This is a genomic window from Pseudomonas fluorescens HK44 (assembly GCF_000217955.3).
Classification (GTDB): domain Bacteria; phylum Pseudomonadota; class Gammaproteobacteria; order Pseudomonadales; family Pseudomonadaceae; genus Aquipseudomonas; species Aquipseudomonas fluorescens_AQ.
Map to the genome: position 1 here is coordinate 1 of NZ_AFOY02000028.1, position 15,580 is coordinate 15,580.

Genomic DNA, 15,580 nt, shown 5'->3' on the forward strand with positions numbered 1-15,580 from the left:
CGTCGTTCAGTGGCGCGACGCACTTAAGGCAAGCGGACTGCGGGCCAGCCATATCTCGGCACTCGCGGATGACCTCAAGATCGCTCAGGATGCCGGTCACGGTGCCTTGGGCTTCAACTCGCAATATCTGGTGGCAGGAGTAAAGGGCTAAGGATTATGCGATAAAAAGCCGGCTCCGAATGAGCCGGCTTTTTACATTTGAGTGTCTCTTAATGATTACGTCGGTGCACGCCCAATCTGCTCACAGTCTGAGATGGTAGCTCTCCGAAAAACTCCTGATAGTATTTTGAAAATCTACCCAGATGGCTGAAGCCAGCATCAAGCGCAGCGCCTTGGATTGTTTCCTGTGGTGAGGACATCAGCAATTTTCGTGCGGTGTTCAGTCGCACTGACCTTACATAGTTCAGCGGAGTCATGCCCAATACATCTTCGAAACTGTATTGAAGCGTTCTACGGCTGATCCTGAGATGGTTACACAGGTCTAGCACTCCAATGTCTTCATCCTGGACATGGTGAGCGAAAAATTCGCAGCTCTTTTCGACGATGTACGTCCGTGTCGAAGGAGGAACGACGAGCCGAGTAGAAGTTTCAAAATCCAAAATCTCTTGGACGCAGCTAAAAACCTTATCCAGACTCGAACTGAATGGATCTTGCCCGACTCCAGCCTGAACGTTGCTCAAATGTGATTTTAGATTCAGCTCGAAATCGATCTGGGTTTCGGTCGAGGGCTGAATAAATCGCTCGAATGGCTTCGACTCGATATTCAGGAAAGTTTCAGTTTTGAATGTTTCGAGAAAAGCAGCCTTACTGACGGTAAGCATCAATGCTTCGATAGGCGCTTTTGATACCGCATGGAAAGAGCGCCCAGACGAAATGTGAAAAGTGTTGGCGTTAACGTACCTGCCATTGAGAAGCACATCCTCATCGGATCGCACGTTAACGATGACTATCGAATCAAGCGGAACATGACAAATTTGCTCGACACATGGACTGTCCATTGTCTCGCGAGTTACTTGAACCTTACCGGCAATGGAATGGCTCGCAATGGCTCCATGGAACTGTGTTTTTTTCTCAAGCTGATGGTAGCGATTGTCGTCCCATTCATTTAGGCCACAAGCGTGCTCAAACGCATCATGCGACTCCATAAATCGAAACCTGGTGTCGTTCTGAGGTGTGTGCATGGCCATCATGAAATCTCGCTTAACTTAGGTGACATATACTCAACTGCAAGCTTCATGCCGCCCCCATCAAAATCTCTCTTACTCCCCCGCTTATGCACAGAAAGGTGCCTAAAACGCGCGCTGTAGACCGAGCAAAAAAAAACGCAACGCCGCTTTGGGCTTTGCGTTTTTTGTGAAGTGATACCGACTGTGCATTTTATTGGGTCAGACGACCCAGACTGGTGCGAATTTACTCACTCCTTGACGACGGATCCGAGAAGAAACTACCCAAATGCTCGCGAAACCTGGTTATCCAAAATGCCCAGCGGTCGCTCCTCCATCCAGAGAATAAACGATCCCATTCGTGTAACTAGCTTCCTCAGAAGCCAGGTGATAGATGACCTTCGCCACCTCAGCAGGCTGAGCAAATCTGCCCAAAGGTACCTCTTTAGCGTAGGACTTCATCTCTGCTTCAGGGTCACTCGCCTCCGCAAATAAGCTGTCCATCATCCGAGTCTGTACGAAGCCTGGACACACCGCATTACTACGCACTCCCCAAGGCCCATAGTCCAAAGCCAGGCACCGCACAAGCCCTAAAACTCCGTGTTTTGACGCGCAGTAAGCCGCATATCCCGATGCACCGCGCACTGATGCATCGGATCCCACGGCAACGAAAGCGCCGCCTTTCTGTTCCATGAAAATCGGCATCGAGTACTTCGACATTAACCAGGTACCCGTCAGGTTAACGCCCAACATGAAGTCCCAATCCTCCCTCGCTTGATCATGAACCAGTCCTGTGCGAGCTACACCCGCGCAAGGGATAACGGCATGAAGCGCGAAATTGAAGGATTTGACGAACTCAAAGAGTCCTCGTACCTCATCCTCTTTAGAAACATTTACAAGCCGTGCATGAAAGCTCCCAGACTCCACTTTTTGGGCCGTCTCATCCAAACCAGATTGCGATAGGTCACAGCCGATTACGCAGTAACCATGCTGGGCAAAATGGATGGCGGTCGTCTGGCCAATTCCAGAACCCGCTCCAGAAATAACCACAATACGCATTTCAGTGCTCATGGACGTACTCCACATTTTTTAGGCTGAGTCCCTAAAGTAACGACAGGTAGGTACCTGGCCATAGCCAATATCGGCAAAGCAAAAGGAGGTTACCAATAGGAGACAGTCTTGAAATGGATTGCCAAAAACGGATACGAGGTAATAGCCGCCAAGCGTACGCTGAATACAGGGCGCTATGGACAGGTTCACTGACCGTCGAAGGGAAGCAATAACAAAGCGTCCAGCAACACTTACTACCGCTGCCATAATAATTTTCTAAAACAGCCAAAGCGGACGGCATCGTAAGAACTCGTCCAGAGAGCAACGACATGAGCAAAGCTGACGTTGAACACGGCACAGGAATGATGAATACAAGCGAAAGCTTGAACACGGATCTGTTGAAACAACTGGAGGCCATGAACCAGCCCGAGCACACCTCCTCCGAATGCTGGAGTAGCGCGGCTTCGCTAGTTCGAGAGGCGTCTGTATGGATCCTCTTTGGTGCTGTCCTTTGGATTGGTACCTTGCTTGCAGTAGGAGCAAACGCATGAGCACTTCACATAGTGTCGAACAAGAAGCACTTGCGGGTCGACTGCCAGTTCTGGCAGGTAACCGGGTATATAAAACCTATGGCTCGTTCCTCTGGACATGCTGTGCTTTCAGTGCAGCCACTTGGGCATTCCTGATAGGTAGCTATCTACCTTATGTAGGAGATTGGCGACTCGGCGTGATGGGGTATGTGATCGGCCTCATCATCGGCATGGCACTGGTTTCGCTCGCCTCCGGGGTACCTAGCTACAAATACGGTACCGACCCTATTGATACCGCTAAAGCTTCTTTCGGCTACAGAGGAATCATCGTTCCCCTATTTGGCTTGCTTGCAACCTTGATCGGCTGGTCTTACGTAGTTGAAGCATTGACCGCCAGGGGAGCAGCGAACGTCGCCGCCACGGTTACAGGAAGCCAGGTTACCGGCGACTCACATGAGCACTTGGTGATTGGCGTTGCGTTGGCTGCATTGCTCCTTGTCTGGTTTATTGCATGCAAAGGCCCGAAGTTTTTTGAACGTCTCAACGGTTACATCGGGCCGTTGCATATGCTGATCACCCTAGTGATGTTTGGCATCCTGGTGCATAAATTCGGGCTCGAAAATCTGTGGCACAACCAAGTGGCCCCAGATCAGATGCTATCGCATGATCCCGTACAGGGCCTGGCACTTGCCGTTGAGTTTGGCGTCTCCAATGCCATGACTTGGTGGCCAGTCATGGGTGGTCTTACCCGCCTGGTAAAAAGCAAAAATCATGTCATGGGCCCCTCAATCATTGGCGTTGGAATCCTCGGAGCAGCGGTTGTCTCTACCGTCGCGGCCCTTGCAGCCATTAGCGCAGGCACTTACGACCCAACGATTTGGATGATCGCGGTTGGCGGGCAAGTGTTCGGCTCAATCGTGATGACCATCGTTCTGACGGCGAACATTGCCACGATGGTTGTGATGATCTACCTGGCAGGGGTTTCAATTCAGCAGGTCAAATTCTTCGCAAGATTGAAATGGGAAATGCTTCTTGCCCTCCTCCTGCTGCCTGGTGTGTATTTTGCCTTTGAGACCGAATGGTTGCTGTCCAAGGTTATGAGTTGGCTGTCGTACAACGGCGTGATGTTTGTGGGCATCTCCGGGATCACGCTGGTTGATTACTTCATCCTGAGACGCGAGCAGCTCGATGCTTCCAGTCTTTTCGCGACTCGCAACAGCAACTATGCCTACTGGGGCGGCGTGAACTGGGCAGCTGTATTAATCAGCATTGTCGCGGTGGTTGGTTACTTGGCTCTATACGACCCTGTAACAGTCGCAATGAGTGGATGGTTCCGCTACTTGGGCGCTTCCATCCCTGTGATTGCTATTTCTGGATTCTCCTACTACTTGGCCGTGAGACTCATCGTGGCTCCAATGGGGAAAGGAAGCTATACGAAGGGGACGGCGATCACCAGTCGTCCAACGCTCGATCCACAGCCAAAACCGGGAACAGTGAGGGTCGGCCTATAGCTGCCAAAACGGTCCCCCTCCTATGAGCCTCAGCTGTAGCTGAGCTCTAAATCAGGTTTCCCTCAGGGCGTCTTCTAGGCGCCCTTTTTTATGCAATGCGCGCAGCTCATTGCGCCCAACAGAGGCGTTGCTCATGCTATCGATGTACTCAATGAAGTTCAGGATGCTAGCTCTAACAGGACTATGCCTGGTGACGACACTTGCGAGCGTCGTAGCCCTAAACGCCTACCAGGGAGAGGTATCTTCAGATGAAATCCGAACGCAGAGCAGTTCTCTCTTAGAAGTCGCAGCTCGCGATCAGCTCATCGGCAACGGTAGAGCCCAGCAAGCTCGAATAGAGAAAAAATTCAGCGATGCCAAGCTCCTAGCTCAACAGGTAGCTCTGCAGATGGGTACGCTTCGAGATCAATACTCAGAGGGCAGGATCAGCGCCGGAAACCTGCGGCAAGATATGGTCAAAAGCATTCATCAAGCGATTGCGGCCAACCCTGCTTTCTTGGGGCTATACGTAGCTTTTGAACCCAATCAAGCAGGTGGTGAAGATGAAGGTTTCAAAGGCAAGACAGAGTTCGGCTCAAACGAAATAGGCCGCTTCTCAACCTATTACTCTCGTTACGGCAGCGCTACCTTCGAATTAGCAGCATTAGACGAAAAAACTATCAACGGCGATCAACCGAATGCTAGCGGCCAACCGATGAATTATTGGTACAGCTGCTCGAAAAGTACGCTTAAGCCCTGCATTACTGCCCCTTACTTCGACACTCTGAATGGCCAAACTGAAGGTCTCGTATCGCTTGCCGTTCCCTACTTGGAAAAGGGCAAGTATGTCGGCGTGCTGGTCGTCGACTTGAGTCTGACTGATCTTCAGGAGCAAAGCGAAAAGCTCTCCCGAGATATATACGATGGGCATTCTGCCGTCAGCATCGTGAGCGACCAAGGGATAGTCGCTGCTAACAGCGCCTCGGCTAGTTCAGCTGGCAAATTAGCTTCCCAGGTATGGCCCGGAAATGGTGCACAACTTAAGGCTGCTACGTTTACTTTAGGGCTATCAGCTGCCCATGATCTCGACAATTTTCAGTTGCTACTGCCCTTCTCTCCTATTGGCGAGTCAGCACCTTGGGCCGTAAAGATAGACGTACCATGGGATACGCTGATGGCACCTGCAGACAAGCTGGCAGACCAGTTGGATACACGACGCCGATCAGGGATGTGGGAAAGTATTATGTTCGGTGCGCTGCTCGGAACATTAGGTCTCTTGTTAAGCGCGATAGTCATTCATAAATCGCTTCAACCCTTGAGTGTGATCACACTCATGATCAAGGAAATCGCGACCGGTGACGGCGACCTTACCAAGCGAATCAACTACCGCCAGCCTAATGAACTCGGAGAGCTATCAGGATGGTTCAACCGCTTCCTGGACAAACTGCATCCTCTGATCAAAGAGATCCAAGCATCAGCCCACCAGACTCGTGAGGCCGCAACGCACGCCTCCGCGATAGCACAGGAATCTCGCGTCAGGTTGAACTCTCAGGCTAGTGAGGTCGATCAGGTCGCTACGGCGTCTACTGAAATGGCAGCGACTGCGCAGGAAGTTGCCAGGAGTACCGCATCAGCAGCTGATGCAGCGCAAGATAGTAATCTCGCAGGCACACAAGCCGATCGAATCATCGTCAACGCGAGCCAAACAATTCAAAAGCTCTCCAATGGGATGAGCCAGAACATGTCTCAGGTCAAAGCGCTCGCCGATAGCAGTACCAAGATCAGTTCCGTATTAGAGGTCATTCGAGGGATCGCCGAACAGACAAACCTGCTCGCATTGAATGCAGCAATCGAAGCAGCCCGCGCGGGCGAAGCCGGTCGAGGATTTGCAGTTGTCGCAGACGAGGTTCGAACGTTAGCTCGGCGCACTCAAGATTCTGTAACAGAGAGCCAGCAAGTCATCGAAGCCCTTCAACAGAACACCTCCAATGTGGTCTCGGCGATGAGCGAAAGCCACTTACTGACAGGCACCACGGTAGAAGAATTTGCCAAGGTGGGAGAAGCACTTCAGCAGATGAGCATCGGGGTCGGAAAGATAAATGACTTGACGCTGCAGATCGCGACGGCCACAGAGGAACAAAGTAACGTGGCTGATGAAGTTAGTGCAAACGTAAGCAACATCAGGGACTTCACCCAGAGCTTGGCGTTGAACGGTCAAGAGCTGGAAACCGTCAGCATTCACCTTGACCAACTAGCTAAATCACTCGAAGAAAAAGTAGGACACTTCAAGGTCTGATCTCTGCACTCCGCGCCCTCAGGCGCGGGGCGCACTAACTCAGCTAAACAGAGTTATCTGCTGATGTAGGCGCCAAAGTGGCAGTCCAAAATGAGATCGTGGTCTCGACCATCTGTTCGCGAAGCCCTGACGTTGGACTCAATTGATCCTGGTAGAAAAAAATCCCCTCAATTTGCGTCGCGATCAGAGCAGCGTAAGTCCGGACTTTGTCCGCCGGTAACTGGGGATTGATTTCAGTGATCAACTGACAGAAGCCGTTAAGGAAGTGATTGTACTGACTGCCCATTAAATCCTTGATCGACTCATCGTGGCTGGCCAGAGCTCCCATTTGAAAAAAGAACTTTCCAGTTTCTGTATCAAATGTCGCTGATGAGTTTTCTCGAATGGCAACTGCCAAACGCTCGATCGGTGTCTCAGCGGAGGAATTCTCAACCAGGTGATTCACGGCCTCTACGAAGTGACCAAGCTTTGCCTTGATCATTTGCCGGCAAAGATTTTCCGTGTTGCCACAGTAGTGCTGAAGATTGTTGAGGCTAATGCCCAACTCCTTGGCAACCTTTCGGGCGGAGAATTGCGCGTAGCCGTCCCGCACAAAGATAACGGCAGCGGCATCGTTGATCTCTTCGATTTTTTTTAGCCGCTTACCGGCACGGCTGTAGGGGCTGACGTCCCCGGCTTCACTTTCTTCATACTCTAGTAGCACGCCGTGGCCGCTCCTTTCGTAGCGTTGGTGACCCGTTTTTGCTGGGAAAGATTCCAGCTTTAGTCTCCATCTTAACCCTAACTAACGTCGACAGTGCGCGGTATGACCAACTGGCCCCATCGAGTTGCCAAATTCGGATAAGCCGCCTGACTTTCCGAGCGTAGAGTCCCTCGCAGCATCAATGAAAGGTTGCATTGAGCTGCTCCAATGAGGTCTCAAACAACCTGCGACCTTCCGTAATTTCGACGAGTATGCCGGCGCATATCAGCCCAAAACCACCACGAATTTACGTTGCCAACTCCGTCGACTCAATTGATGCCGCCTTACCAAGAGGCAGGGAAATCCACTTCGAAATTATTAGGCATGGAGCACCTCAATCACCCCCCCTCTTCAACCGTTGTCTTCGTCGTTGCACCGCTACACCCAACCAAACTATTACCTCGGGGGAATACCATGGTTCAAAATGTAACGCTACTCGGCACAGGCTTGATGGGCTCCGCTTTCGCGAACCTGTATATGAAAAACGGCGTGAACGTAACTGTCTGGAACCGCACGCCTCGTCGGTGTGCTCCACTGGTTAAGAAGGGCGCTCGGGAGGCATCAAGTATCGGCGCGGCGCTGGAAGCAAGCTCAGTAGTACTGGTTGTACTTTTGGATTACAACGTTTTCAGAACCGTCATGAGTGGTCAGGAGCACTTGATCGCAGGTCGCGATTTCGTAAATTTCATGACTGGATCGGCTAAAGATGCAACTCAACTGCAGGCCTATATCCGCGCTAACGGAGGTCACTACCTTGACGCCGCAATTGAAGCTTACCCTGACGATATCGGCCATGAGAGTACGCTGATTCACTATTCAGGCTCCCAGGAAGTCTGGCTCCGTCATGAGATTTTGCTACGAATGCCAGGCGGAGCTTCACGCTGGATAGGGGAGTTAGTCGGCGCAGCGAACGTGTTGGATGCTGCTATGGCTGGCGCATTTTACAACACCAGTATCGGCGCCTTTCTGGAGGCCGTAGATTTCGCCAAAAAAGCAGGAGTAGGTATCGAGCAGCTCGAAGGATGTCTCAATTATTTCCTGGATCTTCTCAAAACTGAGCTGACTGCGGTCATCAAGCACCACAAGTCTGATGACTATCGAACTGATCAGGCAACCCTTTCAATTTACGTAGCGGCAGTGAAATCGTGGCGCCAGACCATGCTTGATTCAGGACAACGCGCCAGCCTCTTCACGGCCAACCTTCACTGCATGGAGATGGCCGTTGCTGAGGGTCGCGGAGACCTTGGGATCGCCGCCACGTACGCCAATCACATTCAACCTGACAGCCAAGAACACTGACGAAAAAAGCCCCGGAAATTTCCGGGGCTTTTAGCTTCGCAAATAAATCTACAGATGCTGTAAGAACCAGTCCGTCGCCGCCTTACTCGAAGCTTCAAAGTATTTGACGTAAGGGTCGAAGTGACCACCTTCAAGTAGAACAAGGGCCTTCGGCTGAAGCGCCTGCTCGTATGCTTTGAGCGCCAAATCCGTGACCGTCAACGTATCACGCTTGGCCACAAGCATCAGCAGCGGAGTCGGACTTATGCGATCAATGACAGACCCCGGCTCATACTCATTGAGCATCTCAACGCTCTTGAGCGTTACCTCGTTGCGCCAAGCAGGAGCGATGGTTCGTCCGCTGTGGACGAAGAAATCGTAGGAATCCTGCCCTGGAAGAGCACAATCACTCGTAGGGTCTTCATTAACGACTTCGAGCATCATAGGGGCTTTGCCCGCATAGCGATCAGCCCGGTCGACCTCGAATGCATCAATGACTGCAGGTAGCAAATCGGGGCGAATGGCGAGGCGCACATCCATCGACCCGCTTATATCAGGCACCTGTGCCGCTACACATTTCACCCGGCGATCAAAAGCCGCTACCTGTAAAACATGTCCACCACTGTAGCTTGACCCCCAAATGCCGATCCGCTGACTGTCGATCTGCTCAAGCGTGCATGCGAACGTAATGGCGTCTCGGTAATCGCGGATCTGAAGGACGGGATCAACTTCCTGCCGAGGAAGACCATCACTCGATCCGAAATTACGGTTGTCGTAGATCAATACGGCAAAACCATTTTGCGAAAATACTTCACCGTATTTATCCAGGTACTGCTCTTTTACAGCAGTAAACCCGTGGGCCATGACGATGGCCGGATACTGACTCCTTGCCTGTCCTTCAGGAGTGTACAGCCACCCTCGGAGCGTCAAGCCATCGGTAGTTTCAAAGCTAATGTCACTGCGCATTGCTGGTTCTCCAAGCGTCGTCGCCGATTAATGAGTGCTAAAGGATGTCTTCGGCGGTGGTGTTCAAAGCGGCATCTGGAGCAACCAGGTAATTGGGATCGCGCATCTCGATCCATCCGCAGAACGGTGGGTTCGTGCTCCAGCCCAATAGGCGCTGAACACGCTCTGGGAACTCACGGACGCGCTCACGAGGCACCGCGATGTATTGGTTTTCCTCTTGGCGCAAGTAACCCAAAACCAAGGTAGTCGCGATCGCAGTACGTGGTTTGTCCACGGTCGTGTTCTTACCACCACTGTGGTACGTCGATCCGAGGTAGATTAGGCCATCACCAACATTCATCTCAGCCGGCACGGATTCCTCGTACGTTGGCGCACGATCGTCATCCCATTTGTGGCTACCTGGAATAACTCGCGTCGCACCATTTGCTTCGGTGTATTCGCTCAACGCATACAACACCTGGATCTGACTGTCTGGGCCAGGGTGACGGCGGTGGTGTGCAATATCATCCCGATGCAGCGGCTGTGCTCCTTCACCAGGCATGATCATGATTGCCTGGGTCAATGACATCTGCAGCGCTGGGATGGACACGTGCTGAACACCGTCGAGCCAGTATTTGAAAGGCTTGCACAGATGCTTCTCTGCTGCGCCGTACAACTGTGGCTGAGTGATGAGTTCTTGCATGTGCAGTGACCGGGAGAACAACCCCGATATGCGCCTTGTTTTACGCCCAACAAAGGAACCATCGCCGTTAGGAGCAACGTCCAGCACGTCAGCCAAATCAGCCCATAATCCGTCGATGGTCTCTTGCTTGAGCATGTTTTTAACAATGCACCCACCATCGCGCTCCAGGCACTCAAGGATGTCGTCGATGCTCGCGCTGCTAGGCAGAGTGACCAACGCTTTTTTGCTACTCATCTTGCTCTCCGGAAAACTTCAGGTGTTCGTGGAGCTTTTATACAAGGCGAGTGAGCATTCCTTTATCCAGAATCGGCAAGCCGGCGTGGCATCGCAGTCGTTTCCCGCACGATGCACCCGTTGCCGATACTGGCTAGGTAGGCTGGCGAAGTACGGATAGCGTCTCCTCAACAATTCCTATCGTTGAGGTGCACCAGAATGAAAAGACTTGAAGGCAAGGTTGCATTAATTTCCGGCGCGTCATCAGGCATTGGTGCTGCCAGCGCCATTCGCTTTGCAGAAGAAGGCGCCAAGATTGTCATCTGTGACATCGATGAGGCGAAGGCCAGTTCAGTTGTGCAAGCAATCCGGGCTGCAGGTGGCGAGGCAATATTTACACGCTTGGACGTTCGTGATGAGAGCCAATGGATTTCAGCGTTTCAGGCTGGAGTATCGAAGTTTGGTTTCGTGAATGTCGTCATGAACAGCGCTGGTATCGCGGTACCCGGCAATGTCGAAACCATGAGCTTTGACGACTGGAGCAAGGAGCTTTCAGTCAACCTCAATGGCAGCTTCTTCGGCGTAAAACATGCCTTCAAAAATCTGCGGGAAAAAGGTGGATCGATTATCAATCTGTCGTCCATCGAAGGTATCGTTGGCCATCCGGAATACGCAGCATATTGCGCAGGTAAAGGCGCAATCCGTAATCTCACCAAATCAGCTGCGTTGCATGCTGGCCGAAGTGGCTACAAGATTCGTGTCAACAGCATTCACCCTGGATACATCATGACGCCAATGGTTGGAAATGACCCAGTTGAACTGGAGCGATTGGCCAAACTGCATCCAATCTGTTGCCGCTGACCGAAAACTGACCCAGTAAAGGCTGTTCTGCCGACTGAAAACTGACCCAGGTGTTCAACTGCTTCTGCTCGCTTTCCGAGCAGGAGAACACAGGGTGATCAGCATGGAAATGTTGGGAAAAATCCGGCGGATGTACTTCCGCGACAAGCTCTCGCTGCACCAGATAGCCAAGCGTACCGGGCTGTCGAGAAACACCATCCGAAAATGGGTCAGAGCACCCGAAGCCACCCAGCCGGCGTACCAACGGTGCGCAACCTTCAACAAACTCAGTCCATTTCACGAGACGCTGGAGCAGGCGCTCAAGGCCGATTCGTTTCGGGCAAAGCACAATCGCAGAAGTGCCAAAGCACTCTTCGAACAGATCAAGGCCGAGGGGTACGACGGCGGCTACAGCCAGCTCACCGCCTTCATACGCTCGTGGCGCGGCGAGCAAGGCAAGTCTTTACGGGCCTTTGTGCCGCTGACCTTTGCACTCGGGGAGGCCTTTCAATTCGACTGGAGCGAAGAAGGTCTGCTGATCGGCGGCCTGTTCCGACGCATCCAGGTCTCCCATATGAAGCTGTGCGCCAGTCGCGCATTTTGGTTGGTTGCGTATCCCAGCCAAGGCCACGAGATGTTGTTCGATGCCCATACCCGCTCGTTTGGCGCGTTAGGTGGGGTGCCGCGTCGCGGCATCTACGACAACATGAAGACCGCTGTCGACAAGGTCAACAAGGGTAAGGGGCGCACGGTCAATGCCCGGTTTGCCGTGATGTGCGCGCACTACCTGTTCGACCCGGACTTCTGCAACGTGGCCTCCGGCTGGGAAAAAGGCATCGTTGAAAAGAACGTCCAAGACAGCCGACGGCGCATCTGGCTCGATGCTCAAAACTGCATGTTCCACACCTTCGAGGAATTGAATGCCTGGCTCGGCCAACGCTGCCGTGCGCTCTGGGACGAACTGGTGCACCCGCAGTACAACGGGCTGACCGTGGCGGACGTCCTGGAACTGGAACGGGTGGAAATGATGCCCATGCCGACTGCCTTTGATGGCTACGTCGAGCGCACCGTTCGGGTCTCCAGCACCTGTCTGATCAGCGTGGCGCGAAATCGCTATTCGGTGCCGTGTGAGCGGGTCGGCCAATGGGTCAGCAGCCGTCTGTATCCTTCTCGGGTGGTTGTCATCGCCGATGAAACGACGATTGCCAGTCACGAGCGCCTGTTTGATCGAGATCAGGTCAGTTTCGACTGGCAGCATTACATCCCGCTTATCGAGCGCAAGCCCGGAGCGCTGCGCAATGGCGCTCCGTTTGCTGATCTGCCGAAGCCTTTGCAACTGCTAAAACGCGGTCTGAGGCGTCACACCAATGGTGATCGAATCATGACGCAGGTACTGGCGGCTGTCCCCATCGCCGGGCTCGATGCCGTGTTGGTGGCTGTGGAGTTGGTACTTGAATCAGGCAGCTTGAGTGCTGACCACATCCTGAATGTCCTGGCTCGACTGACATCGACAGCAGCCCCTCCGTCCGCCGAAACCAGCCTGCAACTCAAGATAGCGCCTGTCGCCAATACGGCACGCTACGACCGGCTCCGTACCACCGATGAGGAGACTCGCAATGCGTGATCTTATGGCGGAACTCAAAGAACTGCGTCTGCATGGCATGGCCAGCGCCTGGGAAGAACTGGCCTCGCAAGGCGAAGCCTCAACGACCTCGTCGAAATGGCTACTTGAGCATCTTCTCCAACAAGAACATGCGGATCGAGCGGTGCGCTCAGTGAACCACCAGATGAACATGGCCAAACTCCCCATGCATCGTGATTTGGCCGGCTTCGACTTTAGCGCTTCCAGCGCAGACGCTCGCTTGGTCAGGGATCTGTCCAACCTGGAGTTCACCGATACCGCGCAGAATGTCGTATTCATCGGCGGGCCTGGAACAGGCAAAACACACCTCGCCACCGCCTTGGCCGTGTCCGGGATCACGACACATCACAAACGCGTGCGCTTCTACTCCACGGTGGATCTGGTCAATCTGCTGGAGCGCGAAAAGTACGACGGCAAGACGGGCCGCATCGCTCAAGGGCTGTTACGCACAGACCTGGTGATACTCGATGAACTGGGGTATTTGCCTTTCAGTCAGAGCGGTGGTGCCCTGTTATTTCACTTGCTGTCCAAGCTGTACGAGCACACCAGCGTGGTGATCACCACCAACCTCAGCTTCTCGGAATGGTCGAGTGTGTTTGGTGACGCCAAGATGACCACGGCGTTGCTGGATCGGCTGACACACCACTGCCACATCGTCGAAACGGGCAACGAGTCCTACCGCCTGCAACACAGCAGCTTGGTCGCCCAGACGAAGATCAAATCACGTGAACGAAAGCGCAAAGACGAGGATGGTGCCGAGGACGATGAGTTGTTTTGATCCGCACCGAAAATACCCTGCCGCATGCCCACATGCGGTGGGGCTTAATGCCTTTTCCACCGGGACACGACTGCTAAGCTTATCCACAATTGCTGATGCCAAATCAGCAATCCGCCCTGGGTCAATTTCAATCGGCAGGGTGGGTCAGTTTTCAATCAGCGCCGACAGCAGGTGTTGCAGCTCTGTGAGGAGCTCGAGATCGCAGGCATTGAAGCCTATTACGGCAACCAAGAAGCATCACCCACTTTAATCCTATCAAGAGAGCCTTTTTTAGCGGCAATCAGGGCAGAAAAGCCGCGTGCCATCTATTGGTTCGAGTTCAAATTCGATCTCGTCAGGTTTATCGAGAGTGAGATGGGCTCCGAGGGGTGGGAGGAGGAGTTCGATGAGGACGAGACCAACACTCGCTTCCCTACGGTTGAGGCGATACGGGAAAGGCTTCAGCTCGAGGAATCGGCAGTAGCGGCGCAAACGGGAAAGGCCTATTACCTGTGCGCCATGTTCCCTGGAGCGGGTGCCAATCGGGTAGCAAAATTCCAGACCTTGTGGTCAAGCAACCTTGAGGATGCAATTGGGGATCTGATTGATGAACATAGAGAGGAACGTTCCAACATCAGGCAACGTGCGTTACTCGGCAACACCAATGGGTTGGAGAAGCTGGCTATCGAAATCGCTGCACATCCTGAGTTTCTTGCTACCAGGGGGTTACCAAAGCGATATGCACTGGTGGCGAAACTCTTCAAGGGAAGAATCCCCCCACATCCTACTCGCCGCATGTCCCGAGCCGTAGAACATGTCCCCGACGCAGACGTTAACCTAGAGCTGGTCGTGAAGATGGCCCAGGACATCGCTAGAGAGCAGGTGCAGTCAACTCAGTCTTGATGCGATTGTGGGCAGCTACGCGACACGTTTTGTGAACTCTGAAAACGTGTCGCGACATTGCCAAGACGAACTACCCGGTTCTTGGTTAGTTTCTGGCCAGGCGCCGGAATTGCTTGGCAACGGAGCATCGGCTAAGTTTTCAGCCGAACTACCGGTGATTGTCGCCTGCTCCAGGCCCATGAGAAGGTACAACAGCAGTACAGTGCCCAGCTTTACCCCCCTAGCGAAAACTAGCCAAACCTACATGTAATCAACTGGTTAAAGCTATTGTACCCTTCCTGTACTAGCCTAGACTTTACTGACCTCGGTGCATCAGGCGGCGACTCATAATCCTTTGGTCCACGGTTCAAGTCCGTGTGGGCCCACCAATAAAATCAAGGAGTTACGCCTGTAACTCCCTCCCTTGAAGATACTCTGTCAATCACCGGTCAATCACCACAGACGAAACGGTGACAAGTAAAGCCTGATTTCGGCACTCATCAGCACGCACGTCGCCTTGCCATACCTGGCCCTAACACGAACCTCGTATATAAGTGGATTCGGCTGCGATCGCAGAAAAGTGTCGTCCTGCAACCTGCCTTCATTCCGGTGACATTACCGTCGTCGGCGTCACGATCGGATATCACCCCGGCCATGATCTGCCTCGAAATCCCACGCTCACGCGGCACCGTCAAAGTGAACTGGACGACCGAAAGCGCTGCTGCCAGCGCGATCTGTCTTCGAGACCTGTTGCGATGATCCGCAGCGACACCATCTGGCTCGCCACTGAGCCCATGGACATACGTGCCGACGCCGCTTTGGCGAGGGTCGTGGCGGTGTTCGGTGCGGCGAAGCCGCACTGCGCTTATTTGTTCGCCAACCGCCGCGCCACTCGTATGAAAGTGCTGGTGCACGACGGAATTGGCATCGGGCTGGCTGCTCGCCGATTGAACTAAGGCAAGTTCCACTGGCCAGGCGTTCGACAAGGCTGCGAGATGGGGCTGGATCGTGTGAAACTTGCTACTCTGCACACCGAAATGCCGCGTTGA

14 protein-coding genes and 1 pseudogene are annotated in these 15,580 nt (G+C 53.1%); 10 read left to right on the top strand and 5 right to left on the bottom strand.

The genetic code is table 11. The features are described 5' to 3' along the window. Positions 1 to 209: 209 nt before the first annotated feature. Positions 210 to 1,190, bottom strand: coding sequence for a helix-turn-helix domain-containing protein (locus tag HK44_RS27905; RefSeq protein WP_019692269.1), 981 nt, complete (start codon positions 1,188 to 1,190; stop codon positions 210 to 212). A gap of 279 nt (positions 1,191 to 1,469) precedes the next feature. Beyond that, positions 1,470 to 2,234 (bottom strand): SDR family NAD(P)-dependent oxidoreductase, encoded by a 765-nt coding sequence (locus HK44_RS27910; RefSeq protein ID WP_052014785.1) that lies wholly within the window; start codon positions 2,232 to 2,234, stop codon positions 1,470 to 1,472. 308 nt (positions 2,235 to 2,542) lie between these two features. Between HK44_RS27910 and HK44_RS27915 the strand changes: the two genes are divergently transcribed. The 4 genes and pseudogenes from HK44_RS27915 (at position 2,543) to HK44_RS30765 (ending at position 6,529) form a co-directional block, all read left to right on the top strand. Next, complete coding sequence (locus HK44_RS27915) at positions 2,543 to 2,764, top strand: hypothetical protein (protein ID WP_019692267.1); 222 nt, start codon at positions 2,543 to 2,545, stop codon at positions 2,762 to 2,764. Continuing rightward, positions 2,761 to 4,254: a cytosine permease gene (locus HK44_RS27920; protein ID WP_080690695.1), complete on the top strand. Its 1,494-nt coding sequence runs from the start codon at positions 2,761 to 2,763 to the stop codon at positions 4,252 to 4,254. The genes HK44_RS27915 and HK44_RS27920 overlap by 4 nt, the downstream gene beginning before the upstream one ends. 451 nt (positions 4,255 to 4,705) lie before the next feature. Continuing rightward, positions 4,706 to 5,671 (top strand): annotated as a pseudogene (locus HK44_RS30760) (HAMP domain-containing protein); the annotation flags it as partial. Between the two features lie 102 nt (positions 5,672 to 5,773). After that, positions 5,774 to 6,529: a methyl-accepting chemotaxis protein gene (locus HK44_RS30765; RefSeq protein WP_431357351.1), complete on the top strand. Its 756-nt coding sequence runs from the start codon at positions 5,774 to 5,776 to the stop codon at positions 6,527 to 6,529. A 43-nt stretch (positions 6,530 to 6,572) separates the two neighbouring features. Here HK44_RS30765 and HK44_RS27930 read toward each other — a convergent pair whose 3' ends face one another. After that, positions 6,573 to 7,232: a TetR/AcrR family transcriptional regulator gene (locus HK44_RS27930; RefSeq protein WP_019692264.1), complete on the bottom strand. Its 660-nt coding sequence runs from the start codon at positions 7,230 to 7,232 to the stop codon at positions 6,573 to 6,575. A 453-nt stretch (positions 7,233 to 7,685) separates the two neighbouring features. Here HK44_RS27930 and HK44_RS27935 point away from each other — a divergent pair, with 453 nt between their 5' ends. Then, complete coding sequence (locus tag HK44_RS27935; RefSeq protein WP_019692263.1) at positions 7,686 to 8,570, top strand: NAD(P)-dependent oxidoreductase; 885 nt, start codon at positions 7,686 to 7,688, stop codon at positions 8,568 to 8,570. A gap of 48 nt (positions 8,571 to 8,618) precedes the next feature. Here HK44_RS27935 and HK44_RS27940 read toward each other — a convergent pair whose 3' ends face one another. Next, on the bottom strand, positions 8,619 to 9,515 hold the full coding sequence (locus HK44_RS27940; RefSeq protein WP_019692262.1) for an alpha/beta hydrolase: 897 nt from the start codon (positions 9,513 to 9,515) through the stop codon (positions 8,619 to 8,621). 37 nt (positions 9,516 to 9,552) lie between these two features. Beyond that, positions 9,553 to 10,431 carry a phytanoyl-CoA dioxygenase family protein gene (locus HK44_RS27945; RefSeq protein ID WP_019692261.1) on the bottom strand — a complete coding sequence of 293 codons (879 nt, stop codon included), beginning with the start codon at positions 10,429 to 10,431 and terminating at the stop codon, positions 9,553 to 9,555. Between the two features lie 198 nt (positions 10,432 to 10,629). Here HK44_RS27945 and HK44_RS27950 point away from each other — a divergent pair, with 198 nt between their 5' ends. The 5 genes from HK44_RS27950 (at position 10,630) to tnpB (ending at position 15,487) form a co-directional block, all read left to right on the top strand. Further along, complete coding sequence (locus HK44_RS27950) at positions 10,630 to 11,271, top strand: SDR family NAD(P)-dependent oxidoreductase (protein ID WP_024265223.1); 642 nt, start codon at positions 10,630 to 10,632, stop codon at positions 11,269 to 11,271. A 103-nt stretch (positions 11,272 to 11,374) separates the two neighbouring features. Next, positions 11,375 to 12,874, top strand: a complete 1,500-nt coding sequence (istA, locus tag HK44_RS27955) for an IS21-like element ISPpu27 family transposase (protein WP_141651662.1) — start codon at positions 11,375 to 11,377, stop codon at positions 12,872 to 12,874. Further along, on the top strand, positions 12,867 to 13,670 hold the full coding sequence (gene istB, locus HK44_RS27960) for an IS21-like element helper ATPase IstB (protein ID WP_024264730.1): 804 nt from the start codon (positions 12,867 to 12,869) through the stop codon (positions 13,668 to 13,670). The genes istA and istB overlap by 8 nt, the downstream gene beginning before the upstream one ends. A gap of 171 nt (positions 13,671 to 13,841) precedes the next feature. Next, on the top strand, positions 13,842 to 14,552 hold the full coding sequence (locus HK44_RS27965; RefSeq protein WP_024265224.1) for a hypothetical protein: 711 nt from the start codon (positions 13,842 to 13,844) through the stop codon (positions 14,550 to 14,552). A 533-nt stretch (positions 14,553 to 15,085) separates the two neighbouring features. Beyond that, the gene (gene tnpB, locus HK44_RS30030) at positions 15,086 to 15,487 is read left to right on the top strand and encodes an IS66 family insertion sequence element accessory protein TnpB (RefSeq protein WP_242031606.1); all 402 of its coding nucleotides are present in this window, start codon (positions 15,086 to 15,088) and stop codon (positions 15,485 to 15,487) included. The last annotated feature ends 93 nt before the right edge of the window (positions 15,488 to 15,580 follow it).

Excerpts from the sequence above, each read along its gene's own strand:
- HK44_RS27905 (WP_019692269.1), bottom strand. The coding sequence starts at position 1,190 with ATGATGGCCATGCACACACCTCAGAACGACACCAGGTTTCGATTTATG.
- HK44_RS27910 (WP_052014785.1), bottom strand. The coding sequence starts at position 2,234 with ATGAGCACTGAAATGCGTATTGTGGTTATTTCTGGAGCGGGTTCTGGA.
- HK44_RS27915 (WP_019692267.1), top strand. The coding sequence starts at position 2,543 with ATGAGCAAAGCTGACGTTGAACACGGCACAGGAATGATGAATACAAGC.
- HK44_RS27920 (WP_080690695.1), top strand. The coding sequence starts at position 2,761 with ATGAGCACTTCACATAGTGTCGAACAAGAAGCACTTGCGGGTCGACTG.
- HK44_RS27935 (WP_019692263.1), top strand. The coding sequence starts at position 7,686 with ATGGTTCAAAATGTAACGCTACTCGGCACAGGCTTGATGGGCTCCGCT.
- HK44_RS27940 (WP_019692262.1), bottom strand. The coding sequence starts at position 9,515 with ATGCGCAGTGACATTAGCTTTGAAACTACCGATGGCTTGACGCTCCGA.
- HK44_RS27945 (WP_019692261.1), bottom strand. The coding sequence starts at position 10,431 with ATGAGTAGCAAAAAAGCGTTGGTCACTCTGCCTAGCAGCGCGAGCATC.
- HK44_RS27950 (WP_024265223.1), top strand. The coding sequence starts at position 10,630 with ATGAAAAGACTTGAAGGCAAGGTTGCATTAATTTCCGGCGCGTCATCA.
- istA (WP_141651662.1), top strand. The coding sequence starts at position 11,375 with ATGGAAATGTTGGGAAAAATCCGGCGGATGTACTTCCGCGACAAGCTC.
- istB (WP_024264730.1), top strand. The coding sequence starts at position 12,867 with ATGCGTGATCTTATGGCGGAACTCAAAGAACTGCGTCTGCATGGCATG.